The sequence below is a fragment of the Pseudomonas sp. SCA2728.1_7 genome (assembly GCF_018138145.1).
Lineage (GTDB): Bacteria > Pseudomonadota > Gammaproteobacteria > Pseudomonadales > Pseudomonadaceae > Aquipseudomonas > Aquipseudomonas koreensis_A.
This window is the reverse complement of the sequence record NZ_CP073104.1, coordinates 5500865-5521685: the sequence shown is the minus strand read 5'-3', so window position 1 is coordinate 5521685 and position 20821 is coordinate 5500865. Positions and strand designations below refer to the sequence as shown.

The 20821-nt window shown below is 58.6% G+C and carries 22 protein-coding genes and 1 pseudogene; 11 read left to right on the top strand and 12 right to left on the bottom strand.

The window, feature by feature from the left end; translation table 11 throughout:
* Positions 1–76 precede the first annotated feature (76 nt).
* The 5 genes from KBP52_RS24760 to colR all read right to left on the bottom strand — a co-directional run bounded on the left by KBP52_RS24760 (position 77) and on the right by colR (position 3805).
* On the bottom strand, positions 77–304 hold the full coding sequence (locus KBP52_RS24760) for a hypothetical protein (protein WP_034153490.1): 228 nt from the start codon (positions 302–304) through the stop codon (positions 77–79).
* 2 nt (positions 305–306) lie between these two features.
* A complete protein-coding gene (locus KBP52_RS24755) occupies positions 307–1023 on the bottom strand; it encodes a lipopolysaccharide kinase InaA family protein (RefSeq protein WP_077574352.1) in 717 nt (238 codons plus the stop codon).
* Between the two features lie 4 nt (positions 1024–1027).
* Positions 1028–1696, bottom strand: a complete 669-nt coding sequence (locus KBP52_RS24750; protein ID WP_212621161.1) for a class I SAM-dependent methyltransferase — start codon at positions 1694–1696, stop codon at positions 1028–1030.
* A gap of 161 nt (positions 1697–1857) precedes the next feature.
* Positions 1858–3132: a HAMP domain-containing sensor histidine kinase gene (locus tag KBP52_RS24745; protein ID WP_016986674.1), complete on the bottom strand. Its 1275-nt coding sequence runs from the start codon at positions 3130–3132 to the stop codon at positions 1858–1860.
* Positions 3122–3805: a two-component system response regulator ColR gene (gene colR, locus KBP52_RS24740; protein ID WP_016986673.1), complete on the bottom strand. Its 684-nt coding sequence runs from the start codon at positions 3803–3805 to the stop codon at positions 3122–3124. The genes KBP52_RS24745 and colR overlap by 11 nt, the downstream gene beginning before the upstream one ends.
* A gap of 202 nt (positions 3806–4007) precedes the next feature.
* On the opposite strand from colR, the gene KBP52_RS24735 reads away from it, so the two are divergent.
* Entirely contained in the window at positions 4008–5957 is a 1950-nt protein-coding gene (locus KBP52_RS24735) for an LTA synthase family protein (protein WP_212621160.1), read from the top strand.
* A 54-nt stretch (positions 5958–6011) separates the two neighbouring features.
* Positions 6012–6755: a phosphatase PAP2 family protein gene (locus tag KBP52_RS24730; RefSeq protein ID WP_212621159.1), complete on the top strand. Its 744-nt coding sequence runs from the start codon at positions 6012–6014 to the stop codon at positions 6753–6755.
* A 14-nt stretch (positions 6756–6769) separates the two neighbouring features.
* On the opposite strand, the pseudogene KBP52_RS30600 reads toward KBP52_RS24730, so the two are convergent.
* The 5 genes and pseudogenes from KBP52_RS30600 to KBP52_RS24710 all read right to left on the bottom strand — a co-directional run.
* Positions 6770–6859 (bottom strand): annotated as a pseudogene (locus KBP52_RS30600) (metal ABC transporter ATP-binding protein); the annotation flags it as partial.
* Between the two features lie 89 nt (positions 6860–6948).
* On the bottom strand, positions 6949–8595 hold the full coding sequence (gene groL / locus KBP52_RS24725; protein WP_016986670.1) for a chaperonin GroEL: 1647 nt from the start codon (positions 8593–8595) through the stop codon (positions 6949–6951).
* A 50-nt stretch (positions 8596–8645) separates the two neighbouring features.
* A complete protein-coding gene (locus KBP52_RS24720; protein ID WP_007916610.1) occupies positions 8646–8939 on the bottom strand; it encodes a co-chaperone GroES in 294 nt (97 codons plus the stop codon).
* Positions 8940–9187: 248 nt separating this feature from the next.
* Positions 9188–9664 (bottom strand): FxsA family protein, encoded by a 477-nt coding sequence (locus KBP52_RS24715; protein WP_077574356.1) that lies wholly within the window; start codon positions 9662–9664, stop codon positions 9188–9190.
* Between the two features lie 65 nt (positions 9665–9729).
* Positions 9730–10461 (bottom strand): DUF2470 domain-containing protein, encoded by a 732-nt coding sequence (locus KBP52_RS24710; protein ID WP_212621158.1) that lies wholly within the window; start codon positions 10459–10461, stop codon positions 9730–9732.
* A 164-nt stretch (positions 10462–10625) separates the two neighbouring features.
* On the opposite strand from KBP52_RS24710, the gene KBP52_RS24705 reads away from it, so the two are divergent.
* The gene (locus KBP52_RS24705; RefSeq protein ID WP_064391936.1) at positions 10626–11384 is read left to right on the top strand and encodes an SDR family oxidoreductase; all 759 of its coding nucleotides are present in this window, start codon (positions 10626–10628) and stop codon (positions 11382–11384) included.
* Positions 11385–11516: 132 nt separating this feature from the next.
* On the opposite strand, the gene apbC is transcribed toward KBP52_RS24705, so the two are convergent.
* Complete coding sequence (gene apbC / locus KBP52_RS24700) at positions 11517–12611, bottom strand: iron-sulfur cluster carrier protein ApbC (RefSeq protein WP_077574358.1); 1095 nt, start codon at positions 12609–12611, stop codon at positions 11517–11519.
* 155 nt (positions 12612–12766) lie between these two features.
* On the opposite strand from apbC, the gene metG reads away from it, so the two are divergent.
* The 8 genes from metG (at position 12767) to KBP52_RS24660 (ending at position 19775) form a co-directional block, all read left to right on the top strand.
* Entirely contained in the window at positions 12767–14818 is a 2052-nt protein-coding gene (metG, locus tag KBP52_RS24695) for a methionine--tRNA ligase (RefSeq protein ID WP_212621157.1), read from the top strand.
* A 114-nt stretch (positions 14819–14932) separates the two neighbouring features.
* On the top strand, positions 14933–15502 hold the full coding sequence (locus KBP52_RS24690; protein WP_116030036.1) for an Rnf-Nqr domain containing protein: 570 nt from the start codon (positions 14933–14935) through the stop codon (positions 15500–15502).
* Positions 15499–16707, top strand: coding sequence for an electron transport complex subunit RsxB (rsxB, locus tag KBP52_RS24685; RefSeq protein ID WP_137219166.1), 1209 nt, complete (start codon positions 15499–15501; stop codon positions 16705–16707). The genes KBP52_RS24690 and rsxB overlap by 4 nt, the downstream gene beginning before the upstream one ends.
* On the top strand, positions 16694–17677 hold the full coding sequence (locus tag KBP52_RS24680; protein ID WP_212621156.1) for an RnfABCDGE type electron transport complex subunit D: 984 nt from the start codon (positions 16694–16696) through the stop codon (positions 17675–17677). Before rsxB ends, KBP52_RS24680 begins: the two co-directional genes overlap by 14 nt.
* Positions 17674–18279 carry an RnfABCDGE type electron transport complex subunit G gene (locus KBP52_RS24675; protein WP_212621155.1) on the top strand — a complete coding sequence of 202 codons (606 nt, stop codon included), beginning with the start codon at positions 17674–17676 and terminating at the stop codon, positions 18277–18279. The genes KBP52_RS24680 and KBP52_RS24675 overlap by 4 nt, the downstream gene beginning before the upstream one ends.
* A complete protein-coding gene (locus KBP52_RS24670) occupies positions 18276–18857 on the top strand; it encodes an Rnf-Nqr domain containing protein (RefSeq protein ID WP_212621154.1) in 582 nt (193 codons plus the stop codon). The genes KBP52_RS24675 and KBP52_RS24670 overlap by 4 nt, the downstream gene beginning before the upstream one ends.
* Positions 18854–19492: an endonuclease III gene (gene nth / locus KBP52_RS24665; protein WP_077574364.1), complete on the top strand. Its 639-nt coding sequence runs from the start codon at positions 18854–18856 to the stop codon at positions 19490–19492. Before KBP52_RS24670 ends, nth begins: the two co-directional genes overlap by 4 nt.
* Positions 19493–19598: 106 nt before the next feature.
* Positions 19599–19775, top strand: coding sequence for a hypothetical protein (locus tag KBP52_RS24660; RefSeq protein ID WP_176091769.1), 177 nt, complete (start codon positions 19599–19601; stop codon positions 19773–19775).
* An 89-nt stretch (positions 19776–19864) separates the two neighbouring features.
* Here KBP52_RS24660 and KBP52_RS24655 read toward each other — a convergent pair whose 3' ends face one another.
* A complete protein-coding gene (locus KBP52_RS24655; RefSeq protein ID WP_007916656.1) occupies positions 19865–20491 on the bottom strand; it encodes a response regulator transcription factor in 627 nt (208 codons plus the stop codon).
* Positions 20492–20821: the final 330 nt, after the last annotated feature.

Below are 20821 nucleotides of genomic sequence, written 5' to 3'. Positions count from 1 at the left end.
ACAAGGGATCTGTGTCGTCTCGGGCATAAAAAAAGGCCTCGCATCTGCGAGGCCTTTTATGTGGGCTTCAATCGGTTCAACTCTGCGGCCTCATCCCTTGAGAAAGTCCGAACATGAACAGCAACAAATCATGATCGGGTTTGGTCGCCACGGAGGCTTTCGCCACCCGTGGGACTGCGCAGTGGGCGTCGTCTACGGACGCGCCAACCACCTGCATGCGGGGCTGCTCCCAGGCAGCCACCGCCAATGACGCAACTGCCAAGGCTCCAACCAAAAACAAACCTCGTGCAATTTCTAGTTTCATCGCTATAAACCTTTGATAGCGCTGCCAAACGCCGTCTCATAAAAGTAGACGAGTTTTTTCCAGTCCGCGTCGCGGAACGACGAATGGCGGCGCAATTGCTTCATGTCGTGGGAAGCGGCGCGATAGGCGGTCAGACGCTGGCGGCACTTCTCCAGATCGATCAAGGCAACCTCGACCTTGGCCGACTCGCCCTCGCCCGTCACCCGCACAAACACGTGTTTGATGTAAATGCAGCTGTGCTGCCAACGGCCCTTGTGCATGCGCGCCAGGTTCTCGGCAAGGTCCTTGAGCACACGCTCGTAAACCCCATCGCCACACTGATCGCGACCGCCGGCAGCCGCCAGCCAATGTTCCAGTTCCTGGAAACCGTCCAGGGACTTGGTCACCAGCAGCGCGCGCCATTTGTGCTGCGGATCAGGCTGGGCGCCGCAAAAAACGATTTCTGGCACGCGCACACCGAGCTTGCTCACGCCGGTCAGCGCATCGAGCTCACGCAGAACAGTGGGACGGCCAAAAGGGTGCAACCAACTGCGATAGATATGACCGGTCTGGCGCTTGGCATACAGCAGTTGACCATCGCGCCCCACGACCCTTTGCACGCCACTTTCGCCACCGCGTCGAACGTTGGGTTCTTCCACCCACTCGCCACGCTGGTTCCAGTAAAAGTCAAAGCGATCTTGCGGAGCGACATCCGTTTCTGCTGCCAATTGCACTGCCATCCTGTTACCTCTTGCGTAATACGTAAACCCGCCACATGGCGTAGAACGGAATAAAGTCCAGTTGTTCCTGAATCCGAAAACCTGCTTCCTCGAATTCCTTTTCCACCGTAGCGGCCGGTAACACAAAGCGATTCTGATACTCGCGTTTGTCACGGTTGCGCTCGGCTCGCTGGCGTTTCCAGGCTTTGAAATTGCCATCAACCCACAGCGAAACGATCACACTGTCCCGGGTAACGCGCTCGAATTCGCGCAGAATCGCCCGGCGATGCTCGGCTTCACCGATGTGGTGGAGCAGACGCATGCAGAAAATGCTGTCGACGGCGTTGTCAGGCAAGGCAATCTCGAAGGCAGATGTGTGCAAGGGTTGTACCCGTTTCACCACATCGGCCGGTTGCGACTGCATAGCCGTCTTGATCATCGACTCGGAATTGTCCGCGCCGATAATCACCCGGTTAGCCTTTTCGCCCAGCAAGGGCCAGAAACGCCCGGCACCGCAAGGCAGATCCAGCACCAGTCCCGGCTCACCCACCGACGCCAGCGCCTTGCGGGCCATCTGTTCGTCACGCCAGTGGGAGAGACGACGTCCAAGGCTTTCTTTGTGCTTGCGCAGATATTTCTGCGCATGTTGATCGTCGTACTTCTCGGAAAAATCGAGTTTGATCGGACCGGCCATCACCTGGACTCCTGAATTGCTGATGTCACCACCTTAAGGAGCGGCGTGTCAGCGTCAGGTCATCCGTTTGTGAAAAAAATGTCCGGTAAACAGACAAATTATTACAGCGTTATACAGGATTCAGACAGGTTAGAGGGAGTAGCCTTGCGCCACCCCCTGCGTCAGATTTTGCCCAGATCCACTTCGAAGCGGCAGCCATTGGGCTCCATCGTGCTCAAACTGACGGTCCAGCCCTGGTTCTCGCAGATCCGCTGCACCAGCGACAATCCCAGTCCCAGACCTTCGCCACGCTTTTCGCTGCCACGTACGAAAGGCTCGAACATGGCTTCGCGTTTTTCTTCCGGAATGCCGACACCGGAGTCCTCCACCACGAAACCGCTGCCGTTGAGCGTCAGGCGAATAAAGCCCTTCTCGGTGTAGTGGCAAGCGTTGCGCAACAGATTGCCCATCACCGCGGTCAGCAAGGTCGCGTTGTAGCACGTGTGCGGCGGACTCCCCGGTTCGAACTGCAAGGTCAACCCTTTGCTTTCGATCGGCTCACGCCACACGCACAACAGGCTGTCCGCAACTTGAGCGAGATTCTGTTGCGGCGCCGAGCCGGCATCTTCGCGCTGGGAGCGGGCGAGCATCAGGAAGGTCTGCACCAGTTCGCGCATTTCCTCACTGGCTCGCGCAATGCGCTCGACCTGATTACGCCCGCGCTGATCGATGGCCGGGTTTTCCATCAGCAGCTCGCAGGAGCTGGCCAGCACCATCAATGGCGTGCGCAACTCGTGACTGACGTCGCTGGTGAACAATCTTTCACGGGTCAGCGCCTGACGCAGACGTCCCAGCGTGGCATCGAACGCCACCGCCAGTTCGCCGACTTCGTCTGCCGCATAATCCGGCGCCAGCGGCGGTGCCAGTCCGAGTAACTGGTCGCGATGGCGCACTTGTCGGGCCAGGCGCACCACCGGCGCCATCACCTTGCGTGCGAGTACCCAACCGAGGAATACCGCCAGGGCCAGGCTGAGCACGAAGCCCACCAGCACCACGGCAAACAGCACCCGCTCGCGCTCTTCGAAATCGCTTTGATCCTGCAGCAGCACATAACGCCGACCGTCAACGATCTCGACCATCGCGTGATACGACAGTTGCTCGCGGAACACTTCATGGAAACCCGCATCGAGGTGACGCAAGTCCTTGGGCAGCTCGAAATCACCCGGCCCGCCGCTGAAATAGAACAATTGGTCCGGTTCCGGGCGGTGGCTCCAGTCCGAAACATTGTCCATGAGCAAAAGGCGCTGCAGGTCGCCGCCCAGCCCGGCCGAAATCAACTTCTCTTCCACAAGGTGCACGGTCGCAACAATGCCCATGGCAAACGCGCCGGCCACCAGTGCGCTCATCAGCGCAAAAGCGATGATGATCCGCTGGGAAAGGCTTTGCTTAAACTCCATCGCGGCCCTCGGCCAAGCGATAACCGACGCCATGCACGGTGTGCAGCAGTGGTTTGGCGAACGGTTTGTCAATCACCTGACGCAATTGGTGCACGTGGCTGCGCAGGCTGTCGCTGTCCGGGCAATCATCACCCCACAGCGCCTCTTCAAGAATTTCCCGACGCAAGACATGCGGGCTCTTCTGCATCAACACCGCCAGCAACTTCAGGCCGACCGGGTTGAGCTTGAGAAACTTGCCTTCACGGGTCACTTCCAGTGTATCGAGGTCATAGCTCAGATCTCCGACCTGCAACGCCCGGCGTCCGCCACCCTGGGTACGCCGCATCACCGCTTCGACGCGCGCGGCAAGTTCCGACAGGGCGAACGGTTTGACCAGATAATCGTCAGCCCCGGACTTGAAGCCCTGCAAGCGGTCGTCGAGTTGATCGCGGGCAGTGAGCATGATCACCGGCGTGTCACGACGGGCGTCTTCACGCAGGCGTTTGCACAGGGTGTAGCCATCGATGCCGGGCAGCATGATGTCGAGCACGATCAGGTCGTAATGCTCGGTGGCGGCCAGATGCAGGCCTGACAGACCGTCCTGGGCGCAATCGACGGTATAGCCTTTGAGCCCCAGGTAATCGGCCAGATTGGCGAGGATATCGCGGTTGTCTTCAACCAATAGAATTCGCATGGGCACTCCTCCGTACACAGTAACGGCCGTCATGGCTCGCGCAGCTTAAGGCCATCGCCAGCTCAGGGCTAGGGCTGAAAGCCTCGTAAATCAACTCTCTCAGGCAAATTCAAAGCTTAACGAGTTTTTCACTATTGGTTCACAACCTGACTACAGTGACAACGCGAGACTCTCGCGCCATTAGATATAAGGAATGTAGACAATGGACTTTTTCAAGACGGCGCCCATGCGCCTTCTGCTGTTGGTCACTGGCGTCTGGCTGGTGCTGTTCTTCCTGACCCGAACCGTCCTGCTGCTGACTCACCTTGATGAGGCCGGCGGCATTGCGCTTTCCGTCTTCGGCATCGGTCTGTTGTATGACCTGGGTTTCCTCGCCTATGCCGCGCTGCCGATGGGCCTGTACCTGCTGCTCTGCCCGCCAGCGCTGTGGCGTCGCCGTGGCCATCGCTGGTTTCTGCAAGGGCTGTTGAGCGTCAGCCTGTTCGCCATGCTGTTCGTCTCGGTGGCCGAGTGGCTGTTCTGGGACGAGTTCGGTGTGCGCTTCAACTTCATCGCCGTCGACTATCTGGTGTATTCCGACGAAGTGCTGAACAACGTGCTGGAGTCGTATCCGATCGGTACGCTGTTGAGCATTCTGGCGCTGCTGGCCATTGCTATCAGTTTTGCCCTGCGCAAGCCGTTCAACTCTGCGCTGGACGCTCCGCTGCCGCCGTTACGTGGACGTCTGCTCAATGCATTGGCGTTGCTGGTGGTCGCCGGCCTGAGCCTGCAACTGCTCAGCCAGGATGCGCCGCGTGCGCAGGGCGGCAACGCCTATCAGAACGAACTGGCAAGCAATGGCCCATATCAGTTCTTCGCCGCGTTCCGGAACAACGAACTGGACTACACGCAGTTTTACGGCAGCCTGGCGCCGGAAAAAGTCGCCCAGCAGATTCGTGCCGAACTGAATGAACCCAACGCGCAGTTCATCGGCAAGGACCCGCAGGACATCCGCCGGATGATCGACAACCCCGGCACCCCACGCAAACCGAACATCGTGCTGGTAACCATCGAAAGCCTCAGCGCCAAGTACCTGGGCAGCAATGGCGACGAGCGTAACCTGACACCGAATCTGGATGCCTTGCGCAAACAGAGCTTGTACTTCAACAACTTCTACGCCACCGGTACCCGTACCGACCGCGGCCTGGAAGCCATCACCCTGGCCATTCCACCGACCCCGGGCCGTTCGATCGTCAAACGCATCGGTCGTGAAAGCGGTTTCGCCAGCCTCGGTCAGCAACTCAGCGCGGTGGGCTACGACAGCGTGTTTGTCTATGGCGGGCGCGGCTACTTCGACAACATGAACGCGTTTTTCAGTGGCAATGGTTACCGCGTGGTCGATCAGAGCAGCGTTGACGAAGCCGAGATTCATTTCAAGAACGCTTGGGGCATGGCCGACGAGGACCTGTACAAACAGACCCTGAAACTGGCCGATGCCGACTATGCCAAGCAGCAACCGTTTCTGTTGCAGTTGATGACCACCTCCAACCATCGCCCCTACACCTATCCGGACGACCGGATCGACATCAAATCCGGTAACGGTCGTGATGGCGCGGTGAAATACACCGACTACGCGATTGGCCAGTTCCTTGAGCAGGCGCGGCAGAAACCGTGGTTCGACAACACGATCTTCATCTTCGTCGCCGACCACACGGCCGGTAGCGCCGGTAAAGAAGACTTGCCGATCACCAACTATCAAATCCCACTGTTTATCTATGCGCCGAAACTGGTCGAGCCGCGTGAAAGTGGCCAACTGGCCAGCCAGATCGATCTTGCGCCGACGCTGCTGGGCCTGTTGAACATGGATTACCAATCGACGTTCTTCGGTCGCAACCTGTTGCAGGATAACCCGCTGCCACCACGTGTGGTGGTCGGCAACTACCAGCATCTGGGCCTGTTCGACGGCAAGGATCTGGCGATCCTCAGCCCGCGTCAGGGCTTGCGTCGGCATGACGATGCGCTGACCGAGAGCCGCGAATCCCGAGCGACCAGTGATGATCCACTGATCACCCGCGCGATCACTTATTACCAAACCGCCAGTTATGGCTTCAAGCAACAGCTGCTTGCCTGGAAAGCACCCAAGGAGGGTGCTCCACAAGTCAGCGAACGTTAATCGAAGCGCCCCGGGCTGATGCCCCGGGGCGTTTTCTTTTATTCAGGAACCAACATGTCATCAACTGTTGTACGCCCCACTCCTCGCCCGATGAATCTATGGCTGTATCTGGGCATTCCCGTCGTTGCAGCGCTCACGCTGGTCCTGCTGGAAATGACTGATCTGGACATGGTGCTGGCGCGGTTGTTCTATGACCCGGTGGCCGGCGACTTCATTGGCCGCCACAGTTTTTTCCTTGAAGACATCCTGCACGATCGCGCCAAACAGGTGGTGATCGGCTTCTCGGTGTTTGCGGTACTGGGCTTTATCGGCTCATTTTTTATCGCAAGACTGAAGCCATTCAAGCGTGAACTGGGCTGCCTGGTGCTGTCGCTGGGCCTGGCGACCTCATTCGTCACCCCGATGAAAGCCGTGACGGCTGTGCAGTGCCCTTGGAGCCTGGAGCAATTCGGTGGACATGAAACCTACAGCAAACTGATGGAACATCGCCCAGAAACCAACAAGCCCGGTCGCTGCTGGCCCGGGGGGCATGCGGCAACGGGGTTCACCTTGTTTGCGTTGTTCTTTGTCCTGCGTGATCGCCGTCCGCGTCTGGCTCGTCAGGCGTTTATCTTTGCCTTTGCATTGGGTTCGGTGTTTTCGATCAGCCGGATGATGCAGGGTGCGCACTTTTTCTCGCACAACGTGTGGACGGCGATTTTCTGCTGGCTGATTTGTCTGGGGTCGTATTACTGGGTGCTGTATCGCCCGGTGGTGAAGGCTGAAGTCGTCGCCAAAGCACACCCCGTCAGCGCCTGAAACACACATCAAAACTGTGGGAGCGAGCCTGCTCGCGAATGCGCTGTGTCATTCAACATTAATGTTGGGTGATCCGACGCCTTCGCGAGCAGGCTCGCTCCCACAGGGGTTTGGGGTGACGCTTATATTTGGGCAATAAAAAACCCCGCTGACTTTCGCCAGCGGGGTTTTGCGTTACAGGGGCAAGGCTGGCTTACATCATGCCGCCCATGCCACCCATACCGCCCATGTCTGGCATGCCGCCGCCAGCGCCGCCGTCTTTCTTCGGCGCGTCAGCGACTGCCGCTTCGGTGGTCAGGATCAGACCGCCGATCGACGATGCCGCTTGCAGAGCGGAACGAGTCACCTTGGTTGGGTCCAGGATGCCCATTTCGATCATGTCGCCGTATTCGCCAGTCGCAGCGTTGTAACCGAAGTTACCTTTGCCGTTCTTGACTTCGTTGACCACAACGCTTGGCTCGTCGCCGCTGTTGGCAGCGATCTGACGCAGCGGCGCTTCAACAGCGCGGCGCAGAACAGCGATACCGACGTCCTGATCAGCGTTGTCGCCTTTCAGGTCGTTCAGGGTTTGCAGAGCACGGATCAGCGCAACGCCACCGCCAGGTACCACGCCTTCTTCAACGGCTGCACGGGTTGCGTGCAGGGCGTCTTCAACGCGGGCTTTCTTCTCTTTCATTTCAACTTCGGAACCAGCGCCAACCTTGATCACTGCAACGCCGCCGGACAGCTTGGCCAGACGCTCTTGCAGTTTTTCACGGTCGTAGTCCGAGGAAGTTTCAGCTGCCTGGGCACGGATCTGAGTGATACGCGCCTGGATATCAGCTTCTACGCCAGCACCGTCAACGATGATGGTGTTTTCCTTGGAGATGGTCACACGCTTGGCGCTACCGAGGTTTTCCAGGGTAGCGGCTTCCAGGCTCAGGCCGATCTCTTCGGAGATAACGGTACCGCCGGTCAGAACAGCGATGTCCTGCAGCATGGCCTTGCGACGGTCGCCGAAGCCTGGCGCCTTGACGGCGGCGACTTTAACGATGCCACGCATGTTGTTCACAACCAGAGTCGCCAGGGCTTCGCCTTCAACGTCTTCGGAAACGATCAGCAGTGGACGGCCGGCTTTGGCAACGGCTTCCAGCACTGGCAGCATTTCGCGGATGTTCGAGATCTTTTTGTCGACCAGCAGGATCAGCGGGCTGTCCAACTCGGCAACCATGGTCTCTGGCTTGTTGACGAAGTACGGGGACAGGTAACCACGGTCGAACTGCATGCCTTCAACAACCGACAGTTCGTTTTCCAGGCCAGTGCCTTCTTCAACGGTGATCACGCCTTCTTTACCGACTTTTTCCATGGCTTCGGCAATGATGTCGCCGATGGAGCTGTCGGAGTTGGCCGAGATGGTGCCGACCTGAGCGATTGCCTTGGTGTCAGCGCATGGCTTGGACAGGTTCTTCAGCTCTTTGACGATCGCGATGGTCGCTTTGTCGATACCACGCTTCAGGTCCATCGGGTTCATGCCGGCAGCGACGGCTTTCAGGCCTTCGTTGACGATCGACTGAGCCAGAACGGTAGCGGTGGTAGTACCGTCACCAGCGTCATCGTTGGCACGGGAGGCAACGTCTTTGACCAGCTGCGCGCCCATGTTTTCGAAGCGATCTTCGAGTTCGATTTCTTTGGCGACGGAAACGCCGTCCTTGGTGATGGTCGGAGCGCCGAAGCTCTTCTCGATGATCACGTTACGGCCTTTCGGGCCCAGGGTCGCTTTTACTGCGTCAGCCAGGACGTTGACGCCCTTGAGCATTTTTTTACGGGCGGAATCGCCAAACAGAACTTCTTTAGCAGCCATGATCGATATTCCTTAAATACTTTGTAGTAGCGGGAAAATGAACGGGGGTATCAGCCTTCGATAACAGCGAGGATTTCGTTCTCGCTCATTACCAGCAGGTCTTCGCCGTCGACTTTCACTGTGTTGCTGCCGGAGTAAGGACCGAACACAACCTTGTCGCCTTCTTTAACGGACAGTGCGCGCACTTCGCCGTTTTCCAGAGCTTTGCCCGGGCCTACAGCGAGAATCACACCGTGGTTGGCTTTTTCAGCAGCCGAACCTGGCAGGACGATACCGCCAGCGGTTTTCTTTTCTTCTTCGCTGCGACGGATTACGACGCGGTCATGCAGAGGACGAAGCTTCATTGTCGATCTCTCCTAATTGTGGTTTTCATCGGCCGGTGTAGTCCCGGCGGGTTTAACAAATCCGGCCTGCGCCGGTTGCGGTTCGTCGAACGAACCGCGGAAGACTGACTGGCTCAAATGCCAGAAACCTTTCGGTGACCGATACATAAGGGCGCATAAGCTTATTACAAGGGCGAGCCCAGAAAATTTTTCACTCTGGAGGCCCATAAATGAACACGGCACCCGAAGGTGCCGTGTGGCTAACGCAGTTACTTGCTGTCGCGGTGTTCGAACTCGCCTTCGATCACATCACCCTCGCGGCCCAGAGGCTGACGCGGTGCAGGACCGCCACGGGGCTGCAGGTCGTCGGCGAACGCACGCTGACGCATGGCCTGTTCTTCGGCGCGCTGACGCATTTTGTTCGCCAGCAACCGGCGGCTGAATGGCAGCAGCATGACCAGACCGACCACATCGCTGATGAAGCCCGGCAGGATCAACAGGCCGCCGGCCAACGCCAGCATCAGGCCCTCAAGCATGGTTTGCGCGGGCAGTTCGCCGCGGTTCAGGCTTTCACGGGCACGCAGGGCGGTGGCCAGACCGGCGACGCGCAGCACAAAAACACCGAACATCGAGCCGAGAATGATCAGCAGCAGGGCCGGGAAAAACCCGATTGAGCCTGCCACTTTGACGAATACGAACAGCTCCAGCACTGGAAACAGCAGAAAGAGCAACAGAAAAGGGCGCATCAAAGTTTCCTCAACGCAAGAAATGCCTTGCAGTAAGCCTTAGATGACGTCGCCCTTTCGTGAATTCAAGCATCGGCCACTGAATTTTTTCCCCAGACCTCGGCGTGAGCCAATGAAACCAGGGCTTCGCGCACTTGTGTCGGCGTATTACAAGGTGCCGGAAACGGCAACCAGTACAGCGCCTGACCGATGCGCAGGTGCATGCCTTCGGTGTCGATCCCGGCCAGTTGCGCCGGTACAGTTTTCGGCAGACCGGCAAGGTCGACGTAGTGCGCGATGGCTTTGGCGTGATCGCTGTTCATGTGTTCGACCATGCTGATTTCGGCCTTGCCGGCAAACGGATTGGCCAGGGTCAGTTGATCGATCCAGTGAATCGCGCCGAAACCGCCGATGTAGCGGTGACGCACCGGGTTCAATACCCAGAAGTCGAAATCGTGGGCCTTGTGGTAGTTCTGCGAATCCGGGAAGTAACGGTAGTAACGCTCGGCGGCAGCTTCGATGGCAGCTGCGTCTTCGAGCTTTTGCGCTTCGGCCAGATAGGTCAGGCGACCAACGGCTTGCACATCATCGGCCTCGCGCTCGCCGACGAGCATCGAGCATTTCGGGTCTTTTTGCAGGTTGTGGGTGTGCTGGGCGATGCGGCTGATCAGGATCAGCGGCCGGCCCTGCTCGTCCAGGCAGTACGGCACCACGGAGCCAAAAGGAAAACCGGGCATCGATTTGGAGTGCGTCGACAGCACTCCACGGTATTCCTTGAGAAGCAATTCTCGGGCATTCTTCGCCACTTCAACGCTCAATTTATGACTCCTTAAATAGTATCCGTCGAAAAAACGGACGGGCGCCCGGGATCAAGTCCCCGTCACGCCAGCGGGCAATTCTCATGTGCAAACCAGCCACGGCCGGTGCAGATCGAGAGTCGCTGAAAACAAAAACTACTCAGACCTGCTATCGGGGCATGCGAATGCAACTCAACGACAAAGTAATCATTATCACTGGCGGTTGCCAGGGTTTGGGCCGTTCGATGGCCGAGTATTTCGCCGGCAAAGGCGCGAAGCTCGCCCTCGTCGACCTCAATCAGGAAAAGCTCGACGACGCGGTCGCGGCTTGCAAGGCCAAGGGCGTCGAGGCGCGCAGCTATCTGTGCAACGTCGCCAATGAAGAGCAGGTCGAGCACATGGTCGCTCAGGTTGCTGCCGATTTCGGTGCGATCCACGGCCTGATCAACAACGCCGGGATCCTCCGTGATGGCCTGCTGCTAAAGGTCAAGGACGGCGAAATGACCAAGATGAGCCTGGCACAGTGGCAGGCCGTGATCGACGTCAACCTGACCGGCGTGTTCCTCTGCACCCGTGAGGTGGCGGCGAAAATGGTCGAGCTGAAGACCAGCGGCGCGATCATCAATATTTCGTCGATCTCGCGGGCGGGCAACGTTGGCCAGACCAACTATTCGGCGGCCAAGGCCGGTGTTGCTGCAGCGACAGTGACCTGGGCCAAGGAGCTGGCGCGTTACGGCATTCGCGTGGCGGGGATTGCGCCGGGCTTCATCGAAACCGAGATGACCCTGGGCATGAAGCCGGAAGCGCTGGAGAAGATGACTTCGGGGATTCCGCTCAAGCGCATGGGCAAGCCGGAAGAGATTGCGCACTCGGCGGCGTATATCTTCGAAAACGACTATTACACCGGGCGGATTCTGGAGATGGATGGCGGGTTGCGGATCTAACCCCCACCACAAAACCCGTGTAGGAGTGAGCCTGCTCGCGATTGCAGTCATTCATTCAACAAATCTGTTGAATGGTATTCCGCTATCGCGAGCAGGCTCACTCCTACAGGTTTATTCAGTGTTGCGGATGCATCAATCGTCGCTGATGGTGATGTTCGGCATCGCCGGTGTCGCCGCTTCCTGCAACACAATCCGCGCGCCGACGTGGCGGGCGAGCTCCTGATAAACCATGGCAATCTGGCTGTCCGGCTCGGCGATCACCGTTGGCTTGCCGCCATCAGCCTGCTCGCGGATCAACATCGACAGCGGCAGCGACGCCAGCAGCTCTACGCCGTACTGGGTCGCCAGTTTCTCACCACCGCCCTCACCGAACAGATGCTCGGCATGCCCGCAGTTCGAGCAGATGTGCACGGCCATGTTTTCCACCACGCCCAGCACCGGAATGTTGACCTTGCGGAACATTTCCACGCCTTTGCGTGCGTCCAGCAGTGCCAGATCCTGTGGCGTGGTGACGATCACTGCGCCGGCCACCGGGACTTTCTGCGCCAGGGTCAGCTGGATATCGCCAGTGCCCGGTGGCATGTCGATGACCAGATAATCCAGATCGCCCCACGCGGTTTGCGTGACCAGTTGCAGCAAGGCGCCGGAGACCATCGGCCCGCGCCAGACCATCGGCGTGTTGTCGTCGGTCAGGAACGCCATCGACATGACCTCAACGCCGTGAGCCTTGAGCGGCACGAACCACTTCTGGTCCTTGACCTCAGGGCGGGTGCGCTCGGGAATGCCGAACATGATGCCTTGGCTCGGGCCGTAGATATCAGCGTCGAGAATCCCCACTTTGGCGCCTTCACGGGCCAGGGCCAGCGCGAGGTTGGCGGCGGTGGTCGACTTGCCCACGCCGCCCTTGCCCGACGCCACGGCGACCACGTTCTTGACGTTGGCCAGCCCCGGAATCTGCGCCTGCGCCTTGTGCGCAGCGATAACACTGTTCACTTCAACCTTGGCGATCACCACGCCGTCGAGGTTTTCGATGGCCATTTGCAGCAGTTGCGCCCAGCCGCTCTTGAACAGACCGGCGGCGTAACCGATTTCCAGCTGCACGTTGACGCGGTCACCGACGATCTCGATGTGCTTCACGCAACCGGCGCTGACCGGGTCCTGGTTCAGGTAAGGGTCGGTGTATTGGCTGAGGACGGCTTCCACCGCTGCGCGAGTGACGGCGCTCATGGGCAACTCCGATAACAAGACTGGGAAAAGATGGCGGGTATCCTACCCCTTCTATCCTCCGGACGGCACGCCCGGCAACGATTTGCAGGGGTGAAATATCTTGCCCGGCGCTTTATAGTGGCCGACCTCCGTTTCATCAAGTAGCGAAGCCCCACATGTCCGAACCACGCAAGATCCTCGTCACCAGCGCCCTGCCCTACGCCAACGGTTCGATTCACCTTGGCCATATGCTGGAATATATCCAGACCGATATGTGGGTGCGCTTCCAGAAGCATCGCGGCAATCAATGCATTTATGTCTGCGCCGACGACGCCCACGGTTCGGCGATCATGCTGCGCGCGGAAAAGGAAGGCATCACCCCGGAACAACTGATCGCCAATGTGCAGGCTGAACACAGCGCCGACTTTGCCGAGTTCCTGGTTGATTTCGACAACTTCCACTCCACTCACGCCGAAGAAAACCGTGAGCTGTCGAGCCAGATCTACATCAAGCTGCGTGACGCCGGGCACATCGCCCAGCGCTCGATCACCCAGTATTTCGACCCGGAAAAGAAAATGTTCCTGGCCGACCGCTTCATCAAGGGCACCTGCCCGAAATGTGGCACCGAAGACCAGTACGGCGACAACTGCGAAAAATGTGGTGCGACCTACGCCCCGACCGACCTGAAAGATCCGAAGTCGGCGATCTCTGGCGCCACCCCGGTGCTCAAGGATTCCCAGCACTTCTTCTTCAAACTGCCAGACTTTCAGCAAATGCTGCAGACCTGGACCCGCAGTGGCACCCTGCAAGACGCCGTCGCCAACAAGATCGCCGAATGGCTGGACGCCGGCCTGCAGCAGTGGGACATCTCCCGCGATGCGCCGTACTTCGGTTTCGAGATCCCGGGCGAGCCGGGCAAGTATTTCTACGTGTGGCTGGATGCGCCGATCGGCTACATGGCCAGCTTCAAGAACCTTTGCGACCGCACGCCGGAGCTGGATTTCGACGCGTTCTGGGCCAAGGATTCCACCGCCGAGCTGTACCACTTCATCGGCAAGGACATCGTCAACTTCCACGCGCTGTTCTGGCCAGCGATGCTTGAAGGCGCCGGTTACCGCAAGCCGACCGGCATCAACGTACACGGCTACCTGACCGTCAACGGCCAGAAAATGTCCAAGTCGCGCGGCACCTTCATCAAGGCCCGTACGTATCTGGATCACCTGTCGCCGGAATACCTGCGTTACTACTACGCGGCCAAACTGGGCCGTGGCGTCGATGACCTCGACCTGAACCTCGAAGACTTCGTGCAGAAGGTCAACTCCGACCTGGTCGGCAAAGTGGTCAACATTGCCAGCCGTTGCGCCGGTTTCATTCAGAAAGGTAACGCCGGCCTGCTGGTCGGCACCAATGCCGCGCCGGAGCTGACCGAGGCGTTCCTCGCTGCCGCGCCAAGCATTGCCGACGCCTACGAGGCCCGTGATTTCGCCCGCGCCATGCGTGAAACCATGGCCTTGGCCGACCGCGCCAACGCGTGGATCGCCGACAAAGCACCGTGGTCGCTGAACAAGCAGGAAGGCAAACAGGATGAAGTCCAGGCGATCTGCGCCACCGCCATCAATCTGTTCCGCCAACTGGTGATCTTCCTCAAGCCGGTGCTGCCGCTGCTGGCCGCCGATGCCGAGGCGTTCCTCAACGTCGCCCCGCTGACCTGGAACGACCACACCACGCTGCTGGCCAACCACCAGCTCAACGAATTCAAGCCGTTGATGACCCGCATCGACCCGGTAAAAGTACAAGCCATGAGCGACGCCTCGAAAGAAGACCTGACCGCCAGCCAGACCGACACCGGCGCCGCCGCCCCAGCCGGCAATGGCGAACTGGCCAAGGATCCGCTGTCGCCGGAAATCGACTTCGATGCCTTTGCCGCGATCGACCTGCGCGTCGCACTGATCGTCAAGGCCGAACACGTGGAAGGTGCTGACAAGCTGCTGCGTCTGACCCTCGACATCGGTGACGAGCAACGCAACGTGTTCTCGGGGATCAAGAGCGCCTACCCGGATCCGTCCAAACTCGACGGTCGACTGACCATGATGATCGCCAACCTCAAGCCACGGAAAATGAAGTTCGGTATCTCCGAAGGCATGGTGATGGCAGCCGGCCCTGGCGGTGAAGAAATCTACCTGTTGAGCCCTGACAGCGGCGCCAAGCCGGGTCAACGCATCAAGTAACACTCGGCGGTGAATTGATCCCACAGGCGTGCCCGGCATGCCTGTGGGATTTTTCATATCTGGCCGGATAATGCCTAACCTTAAGAGACACCCGCCCGTTTCGCTGGCAGAACCATGACCGAACTCGTGCTTACGCTTATCAGTGCTGCGCTGCTCAACAACTTCGTGTTGCACTGGCCGCTGGGCGTCGATCCGCTGTTGGCGGCCAGTCGTCGTCAGGTGCATGCGTTGGGGCTCGCGACGTTGTGCCTGATGTTGGTTGTCGGTGTGCCGGGTTATGCGATCTGGCATTGGCTGTTGGTGCCGTTGCAACTTGAGACGCTGCGCCTGTTTGTGTTTCTGCCGTTGAGCGTGTTGCTGATTGCGCCACTGTTGAAGCTGCTCGCGCGCAGGCTGCCGAATCTGCCCTTCGAAGGTTTGTGGCCATTGTTGCTGGGCAATGCCGGCGTGCTCGGGCTGGCACTGATCAACGCGCAAAACGATCGGGGCCTGCTGCAGGCGACCGCTTTGAGCCTCGGTGCCGGTCTGGGTTTCTGGCTGGTACTGAGCCTGTTCCAGGATTTGCGTGAACGTACGGCCGACAACGATATTCCCCTGCCCTTTCGTGGCTTGCCGATCGATTTGATCAGCGCCGGACTGATCGCAGTGATTTTTCTCGGATTCAGTGGACTGATCAAAACATGAGTCTGATTCAACGCATCGATGCCCTCCTGCCGCAGACCCAATGCGGCAAGTGCGGCCACCCCGGGTGCAAGCCGTATGCGCAAGGCATCGTCGCAGGCGAGCCGATCAACAAGTGCCCGCCGGGCGGTGACGAAACCATTGCCGCGCTGGCTGAACTGTTGAAAGTGCCGGTGCTGGAACTGGACATCAGTCGCGGCGCAGCGCCGCCGCAAGTGGCGTTCATCCGTGAAGCCGAATGCATTGGCTGCACCAAGTGCATCCAGGCCTGCCCGATCGACGCGATTGTCGGCGCGGCGAAACTGATGCACACGGTGATCATTGACGAATGCACCGGTTGCGACCTGTGTGTTGCGCCGTGCCCGGTGGATTGCATCGAAATGCATCCATTGCCACCGAGCACGTTGCCGGTGGTTGGCGGTCTGGCATTCAGTCTTGAAGAACAGCGCGCACGGGCGGCCAAACGCGACCACGCGCGTCAACGTTTCGAGCGTCGAAACCAGCGCTTGCAACGCGAAGAACAACAAAAGCAGGCAGAGCGTGAAGCGCGGGCAAAACGGGCGGCGCAACCTGAAGTGACTGCAACCGATCCGGTACAGGCAGCACTGGAACGGGTGCGTGCGCAGAAAGCGGCGACCGCTGATGCGGCGCTGAAGAAAGCCAAGATCGATGTGGCCATGAGCCGTGCGCAATTGCACAAATCGTTGAAAGCTTTCGGCCATCCGCCAACGTTCGAGCAGCAGACCCAACTGATCGTGTTGCAGCAGCAGTTCGAAGCGGCCGAACAGGCTCTGGCGGCCGTTGAAAGCAGCGCTGCGCCAGCACCCACAGTGCCTGCCCCTGCCAAAGACGCCGATCTGAAACGGGCGAAGATCCAGTTGGCCATGCGCCGCGCTGATCTGAAAAAAGCCCAAACCGCCGAAGCGGCGCCGGAGCAGATCGCCGCGCTGGAACAAGCATTAAGCGATGCCGAGCAGGCCCTGCACGCCGCCGAAGCCACCAGCGATCAACCTTTGCCTGACCTGGTGCGCGTCGAAAAACGCCCTATCGACAGCCAGCTTCGCCAGTTGAAAACCGAATTGGCCTACGCCCGCGCGGACCTCAATAAACTCGAACGTCGCGCCGACACGCCCAGTGAAACCCTCGACAAGGCCCGCGCCCGCCTGCAAGACGCCGAGCGCCAGGTGCAAGATCATGTCGCCCCTTGAGGCACCCGAAGACCGCCTGCAACAGGCGATGAAACGGGTGCTGCTCGCCGCCTTGCCGGGGCTGCTGACGCTGTTCTGGTTGTACGGCTGGGGCGTGTTGATCAACTTGATGTTGGCTATCGTCACCGCGTTGATGGTCGAGGCAGCTGTCCTTCGCCTGCGTCGACAGCCAATGCAGCCGACACTCAGCGACGGCAGTGCGCTGGTCAGCGCGACATTGCTGGCCGCCGCCCTGCCACCTTATTGCCCGTGGTGGCTGACGGTAACGGCGATTGCCTCGGGTCTGTTGTTTGGCAAGCACGTGTACGGTGGCGTTGGTAGAAATCCGTTCAATCCGGCGATGCTCGGGTTTGCCTTGGCCATGGTGATGTTCCCGCAGCCGATGACCCATTGGCCGGCCCATGGCCTGGATCTGACGGCAACGTTTCAACAGGTATTCGGCGCAGGCCAGGCGCCGGACGCTTGGGCGCAGGCCACGGTGCTGGACAGCCTGCGCATCAACAAAAGCCTGACCATGGACGAATTGTTCGCCAGCAATCCGGCGTTCGGTCGCTTTGGCGGCCACGGTGTGGAATGGGTGAATCTGGCGTTTCTCGCCGGCGGCTTGTTTTTGCTGCAACGCCGGGTCTTCGATTGGCACGCACCGGCAGGCATGCTCGCCAGTCTATTTGTCGTCAGCCTGCTGTTCTGGAATGGTTCCGGGTCGGATTCGCAGGGGTCGCCGCTTTTCCACCTGCTCAGTGGCGCGACCATGCTGGGCGCGTTCTTCATCATCACAGAACCGGTCTCGGGAGCTAAAACCGCGCTCGCCCGCCTGCTGTTCGGCATCGGGGTCGGGCTGCTGACTTATTTGATTCGCACCTGGGGTGGGTATCCGGATGGCGTGGCGTTTGCGGTGCTGCTGATGAATCTTTGCGTGCCGGCGCTGGAGCGATTTGCCACTGACCGTCAGGTTGAGGTGAGGCCATGAATCGTACGGCGAGCGCGTTTATTGTGCTGCTGTTGGCGGTGATCGGCATCGGCGCGACCTACTTCGTACAGCGCATTAACGCACCGCAGATTGCCGCCGAACAGCGTTTGATCGAAAGCCGCAAACTGCTCGACCTGCTCCCGCTCGAGACCTACGACAATCAACCGCTGGAACAGCCTCTGGCTTTGACAGACACCACCCTGAGTCACAGCACCTTGTCGGGCGGCTATCGCGCGACCCGAGACGGCCAGGCCGTCGCGATACTGTTGCGCAGTCAGACCCAGGGTTATGCGGGTGCCATTGAGCTGTTGATCGCCATCGATACCACCGGCAAATTATTGGCGGTGAAAACCCTTGAACAGACCGAAACCCCGGCACTCGGCGGGCATCTGGGTGACTGGCCGAATGCCTGGCTGCAAACGTTTACCGGCCAATCAGCCAAAGAGCCGACCGATGCAGGCTGGGCGCTGAAAAAGGATCAAGGACAATTTGATCAAATCGCCGGTGCGACCATCACCTCGCGCGCGGCGATCAACGCTATCCATGATGCGCTGCGCTACTTCGATGAACATCGGTCGGCACTGCTGGGGAGCGGAACATGAACCGCTCGGCAGCCCTTTCGAATGCTTTGATGCTGACACTGCTGCTTGGCACCAGTAACTCCTTGGCAGGCGCACTGGGGGCATTATTGATGTTCGCCAGTGTCGTGGGTCTGTATGGCCTGTGCATGCCTGTTTTACGCGCTCGCCTCACTGGCACGAGCGCATTGCTGGCTGGCCTGCTGCTCGCCGCGACCTTCAGCAGTTGTGCAGACCTGTTGGCGCAACGCTGGTTTCTGCCCTGGCAGCAAACATTCGGCCTCTATACCGGCCTGATCGCCTTGCAATGCGTGGTACTGGAACACAATGGCTTCTGGCGCTCATCGCTGGTCGAGCGCTTGAAACTCTGCGGCATGTTCGGCGGATTGATGTTGCTGCTCGCCGGGCTGCGTGAACTCATCGGTCACGGTAGTCTCGGCCGGGGGCTGTCCGAAGACTGGCCAGGTTTTGTTGTATTTAGCGAAGGGCTGCACCTGATCACCTTGATCCCCGGTGCTTTTATTTTGTTGGCGCTGCTGTTGGCGGCGCGCCAGGCGTTGATTCGCCCGAACTCGATATCCAAGGAAACGCATCGCCCATGAATGCTGCAAAACGTCTGGAGATTTTCCGCCGCCTGCACGAAGACAATCCGGAGCCGAAGACTGAGCTGGCCTACTCCTCGCCGTTCGAGCTGTTGATCGCCGTGATTCTTTCTGCGCAGTCGACTGACGTCGGCGTCAACAAGGCCACGGCAAAGCTGTTTCCGGTGGCCAATACGCCGGCGGCGATCCACGCTTTAGGGGTCGAAGGTCTATCGGAATACATCAAGACGATCGGTCTCTACAACAGCAAGGCCAAGAACGTCATCGAAACCTGCCGCCTGCTGGTCGAACGCCACGGCAGTGTGGTTCCGCAAACCCGTGAAGAGCTCGAAGCCTTGCCGGGAGTGGGCCGCAAGACCGCCAACGTCGTACTCAATACGGCTTTCCGGCAACTGACCATGGCCGTCGACACCCACATCTTTCGGGTCAGCAACCGCACCGGCATTGCACCAGGTAAAAATGTGGTTGAAGTGGAAAAGAAGCTGATGAAGTTCGTACCCAAAGAATTCCTGCTCGACTCTCATCACTGGCTGATTCTTCACGGCCGTTATGTGTGTCTGGCCCGCAAGCCACGCTGCGGCAGCTGCCGGATCGAAGACTTGTGCGAGTACAAGGACAAAACTTCGGACGATTGACCGGCTATTGGAATAATTGATAAGTCGATTGAAAAAATCTTTTTTACCCGCCGCAGGAATATCGATATAAGGAGCGCCAGAGGCATTCTTAGCCGGGAGTTAGCTGATGAGTAGCGACAAAGAGCCACTGGATGTAGATGACGATATCGCTGCAGAAACTGATGATGCCGAACCTGTGCTCGAAGTCGCCAAGACCAATCTCAGCAAGCGCCGTACGATCGATAATCTGCTTGAGGAGCGCCGACTGCAAAAGCAATTGGCCGAGTACGATTTTGATGACTGATACTTGAAAGCCTCCCGAAACGGAGGCTTTTCACTTTCTGCGGCTAGCTGAGTTTGATCGGCCCATGACCCTGTCAGCCATCGATACATTCAGACCAGACCATTACGCTGCGCCAGTTCGATAAGATCAACCAGGGAGCGAGCATTGAGCTTCAACAACAAGCGAGTCTTGTAGGTACTCACCGTTTTGTTGCTCAAAAACATGCCATCGGCGATTTCCTTGTTGGTTTTGCCCCGCGCCAACTGCTGCAACACCATCATTTCCCGACCGGACAGACGATCGACCATGTCGGCTTCACTGGCATTACCCAGACTGGTACGCACTGTATGCAAAGCCTGATTGGGAAAATAACTGTAGCCGGACAAGACGGCCTTGATTGCGCTGAGCAACTCGGTCAGGTCCTGCTGTTTACAGACATAACCGGCAGCCCCCGACTGCATGCAGCGCATTGAAAAGTGCCCAGGCGCCTGGGAAGTCAACACCAGTACTTTAATAGGCATCGCCGTCGACGTCAGGCGTGCAATAACTTCCAGACCATCAAGTTTTGGTATTCCTATATCCAGAATGACAATATCCGGCATTTGTTCGCGAGCAAGTTGTAACGCATCCACACCGTTATCAGTTTCTGCGATGACTTCGTAGCCATGACGTTCCATCAGCATACGTACCGCAAGACGAATGACAGGGTGATCATCCACGATCAGCACTTTATTCATGGGCAAGTCCAGTTTCGCTGTTCGAATTTTTAGAACACGCACAATAGCCCAGTCACTTGCTCTATGGCATGCCGGGGTTATCATGCACTTGCATCGAGAGACATCCCCTACAGCGATCGCGGATTAATCCTACAAAAAATCGCTACTCTCCTAAAAATCCGACGTTATTCCCTCCTCCATCCAAAGCAATAGTTCTCTTCCAACTTGTTACAGACTACGACTGACGACATCGAGTTCGTGACTCGCCGCAGACCTGCACTGGCCAAAACGGCCTCGCCCCCCTTGAGCTTGCGCTCGGCAGAGGACATTTATTACAAACCGCAAACATAA

What these genes read in the sequence shown, in the direction of transcription:
- KBP52_RS24760 (WP_034153490.1), bottom strand. Translation starts at nt 304, where the DNA reads ATGAAACTAGAAATTGCACGAGGTTTGTTTTTGGTTGGAGCCTTGGCA.
- KBP52_RS24755 (WP_077574352.1), bottom strand. Translation starts at nt 1,023, where the DNA reads ATGGCAGTGCAATTGGCAGCAGAAACGGATGTCGCTCCGCAAGATCGC.
- KBP52_RS24750 (WP_212621161.1), bottom strand. Translation starts at nt 1,696, where the DNA reads ATGGCCGGTCCGATCAAACTCGATTTTTCCGAGAAGTACGACGATCAA.
- KBP52_RS24745 (WP_016986674.1), bottom strand. Translation starts at nt 3,132, where the DNA reads ATGGAGTTTAAGCAAAGCCTTTCCCAGCGGATCATCATCGCTTTTGCG.
- colR (WP_016986673.1), bottom strand. Translation starts at nt 3,805, where the DNA reads ATGCGAATTCTATTGGTTGAAGACAACCGCGATATCCTCGCCAATCTG.
- KBP52_RS24735 (WP_212621160.1), top strand. Translation starts at nt 4,008, where the DNA reads ATGGACTTTTTCAAGACGGCGCCCATGCGCCTTCTGCTGTTGGTCACT.
- KBP52_RS24730 (WP_212621159.1), top strand. Translation starts at nt 6,012, where the DNA reads ATGTCATCAACTGTTGTACGCCCCACTCCTCGCCCGATGAATCTATGG.
- groL (WP_016986670.1), bottom strand. Translation starts at nt 8,595, where the DNA reads ATGGCTGCTAAAGAAGTTCTGTTTGGCGATTCCGCCCGTAAAAAAATG.
- KBP52_RS24720 (WP_007916610.1), bottom strand. Translation starts at nt 8,939, where the DNA reads ATGAAGCTTCGTCCTCTGCATGACCGCGTCGTAATCCGTCGCAGCGAA.
- KBP52_RS24715 (WP_077574356.1), bottom strand. Translation starts at nt 9,664, where the DNA reads ATGCGCCCTTTTCTGTTGCTCTTTCTGCTGTTTCCAGTGCTGGAGCTG.
- KBP52_RS24705 (WP_064391936.1), top strand. Translation starts at nt 10,626, where the DNA reads ATGCAACTCAACGACAAAGTAATCATTATCACTGGCGGTTGCCAGGGT.
- apbC (WP_077574358.1), bottom strand. Translation starts at nt 12,611, where the DNA reads ATGAGCGCCGTCACTCGCGCAGCGGTGGAAGCCGTCCTCAGCCAATAC.
- metG (WP_212621157.1), top strand. Translation starts at nt 12,767, where the DNA reads ATGTCCGAACCACGCAAGATCCTCGTCACCAGCGCCCTGCCCTACGCC.
- KBP52_RS24690 (WP_116030036.1), top strand. Translation starts at nt 14,933, where the DNA reads ATGACCGAACTCGTGCTTACGCTTATCAGTGCTGCGCTGCTCAACAAC.
- rsxB (WP_137219166.1), top strand. Translation starts at nt 15,499, where the DNA reads ATGAGTCTGATTCAACGCATCGATGCCCTCCTGCCGCAGACCCAATGC.
- KBP52_RS24680 (WP_212621156.1), top strand. Translation starts at nt 16,694, where the DNA reads ATGTCGCCCCTTGAGGCACCCGAAGACCGCCTGCAACAGGCGATGAAA.
- KBP52_RS24675 (WP_212621155.1), top strand. Translation starts at nt 17,674, where the DNA reads ATGAATCGTACGGCGAGCGCGTTTATTGTGCTGCTGTTGGCGGTGATC.
- KBP52_RS24670 (WP_212621154.1), top strand. Translation starts at nt 18,276, where the DNA reads ATGAACCGCTCGGCAGCCCTTTCGAATGCTTTGATGCTGACACTGCTG.
- nth (WP_077574364.1), top strand. Translation starts at nt 18,854, where the DNA reads ATGAATGCTGCAAAACGTCTGGAGATTTTCCGCCGCCTGCACGAAGAC.
- KBP52_RS24660 (WP_176091769.1), top strand. Translation starts at nt 19,599, where the DNA reads ATGAGTAGCGACAAAGAGCCACTGGATGTAGATGACGATATCGCTGCA.
- KBP52_RS24655 (WP_007916656.1), bottom strand. Translation starts at nt 20,491, where the DNA reads ATGAATAAAGTGCTGATCGTGGATGATCACCCTGTCATTCGTCTTGCG.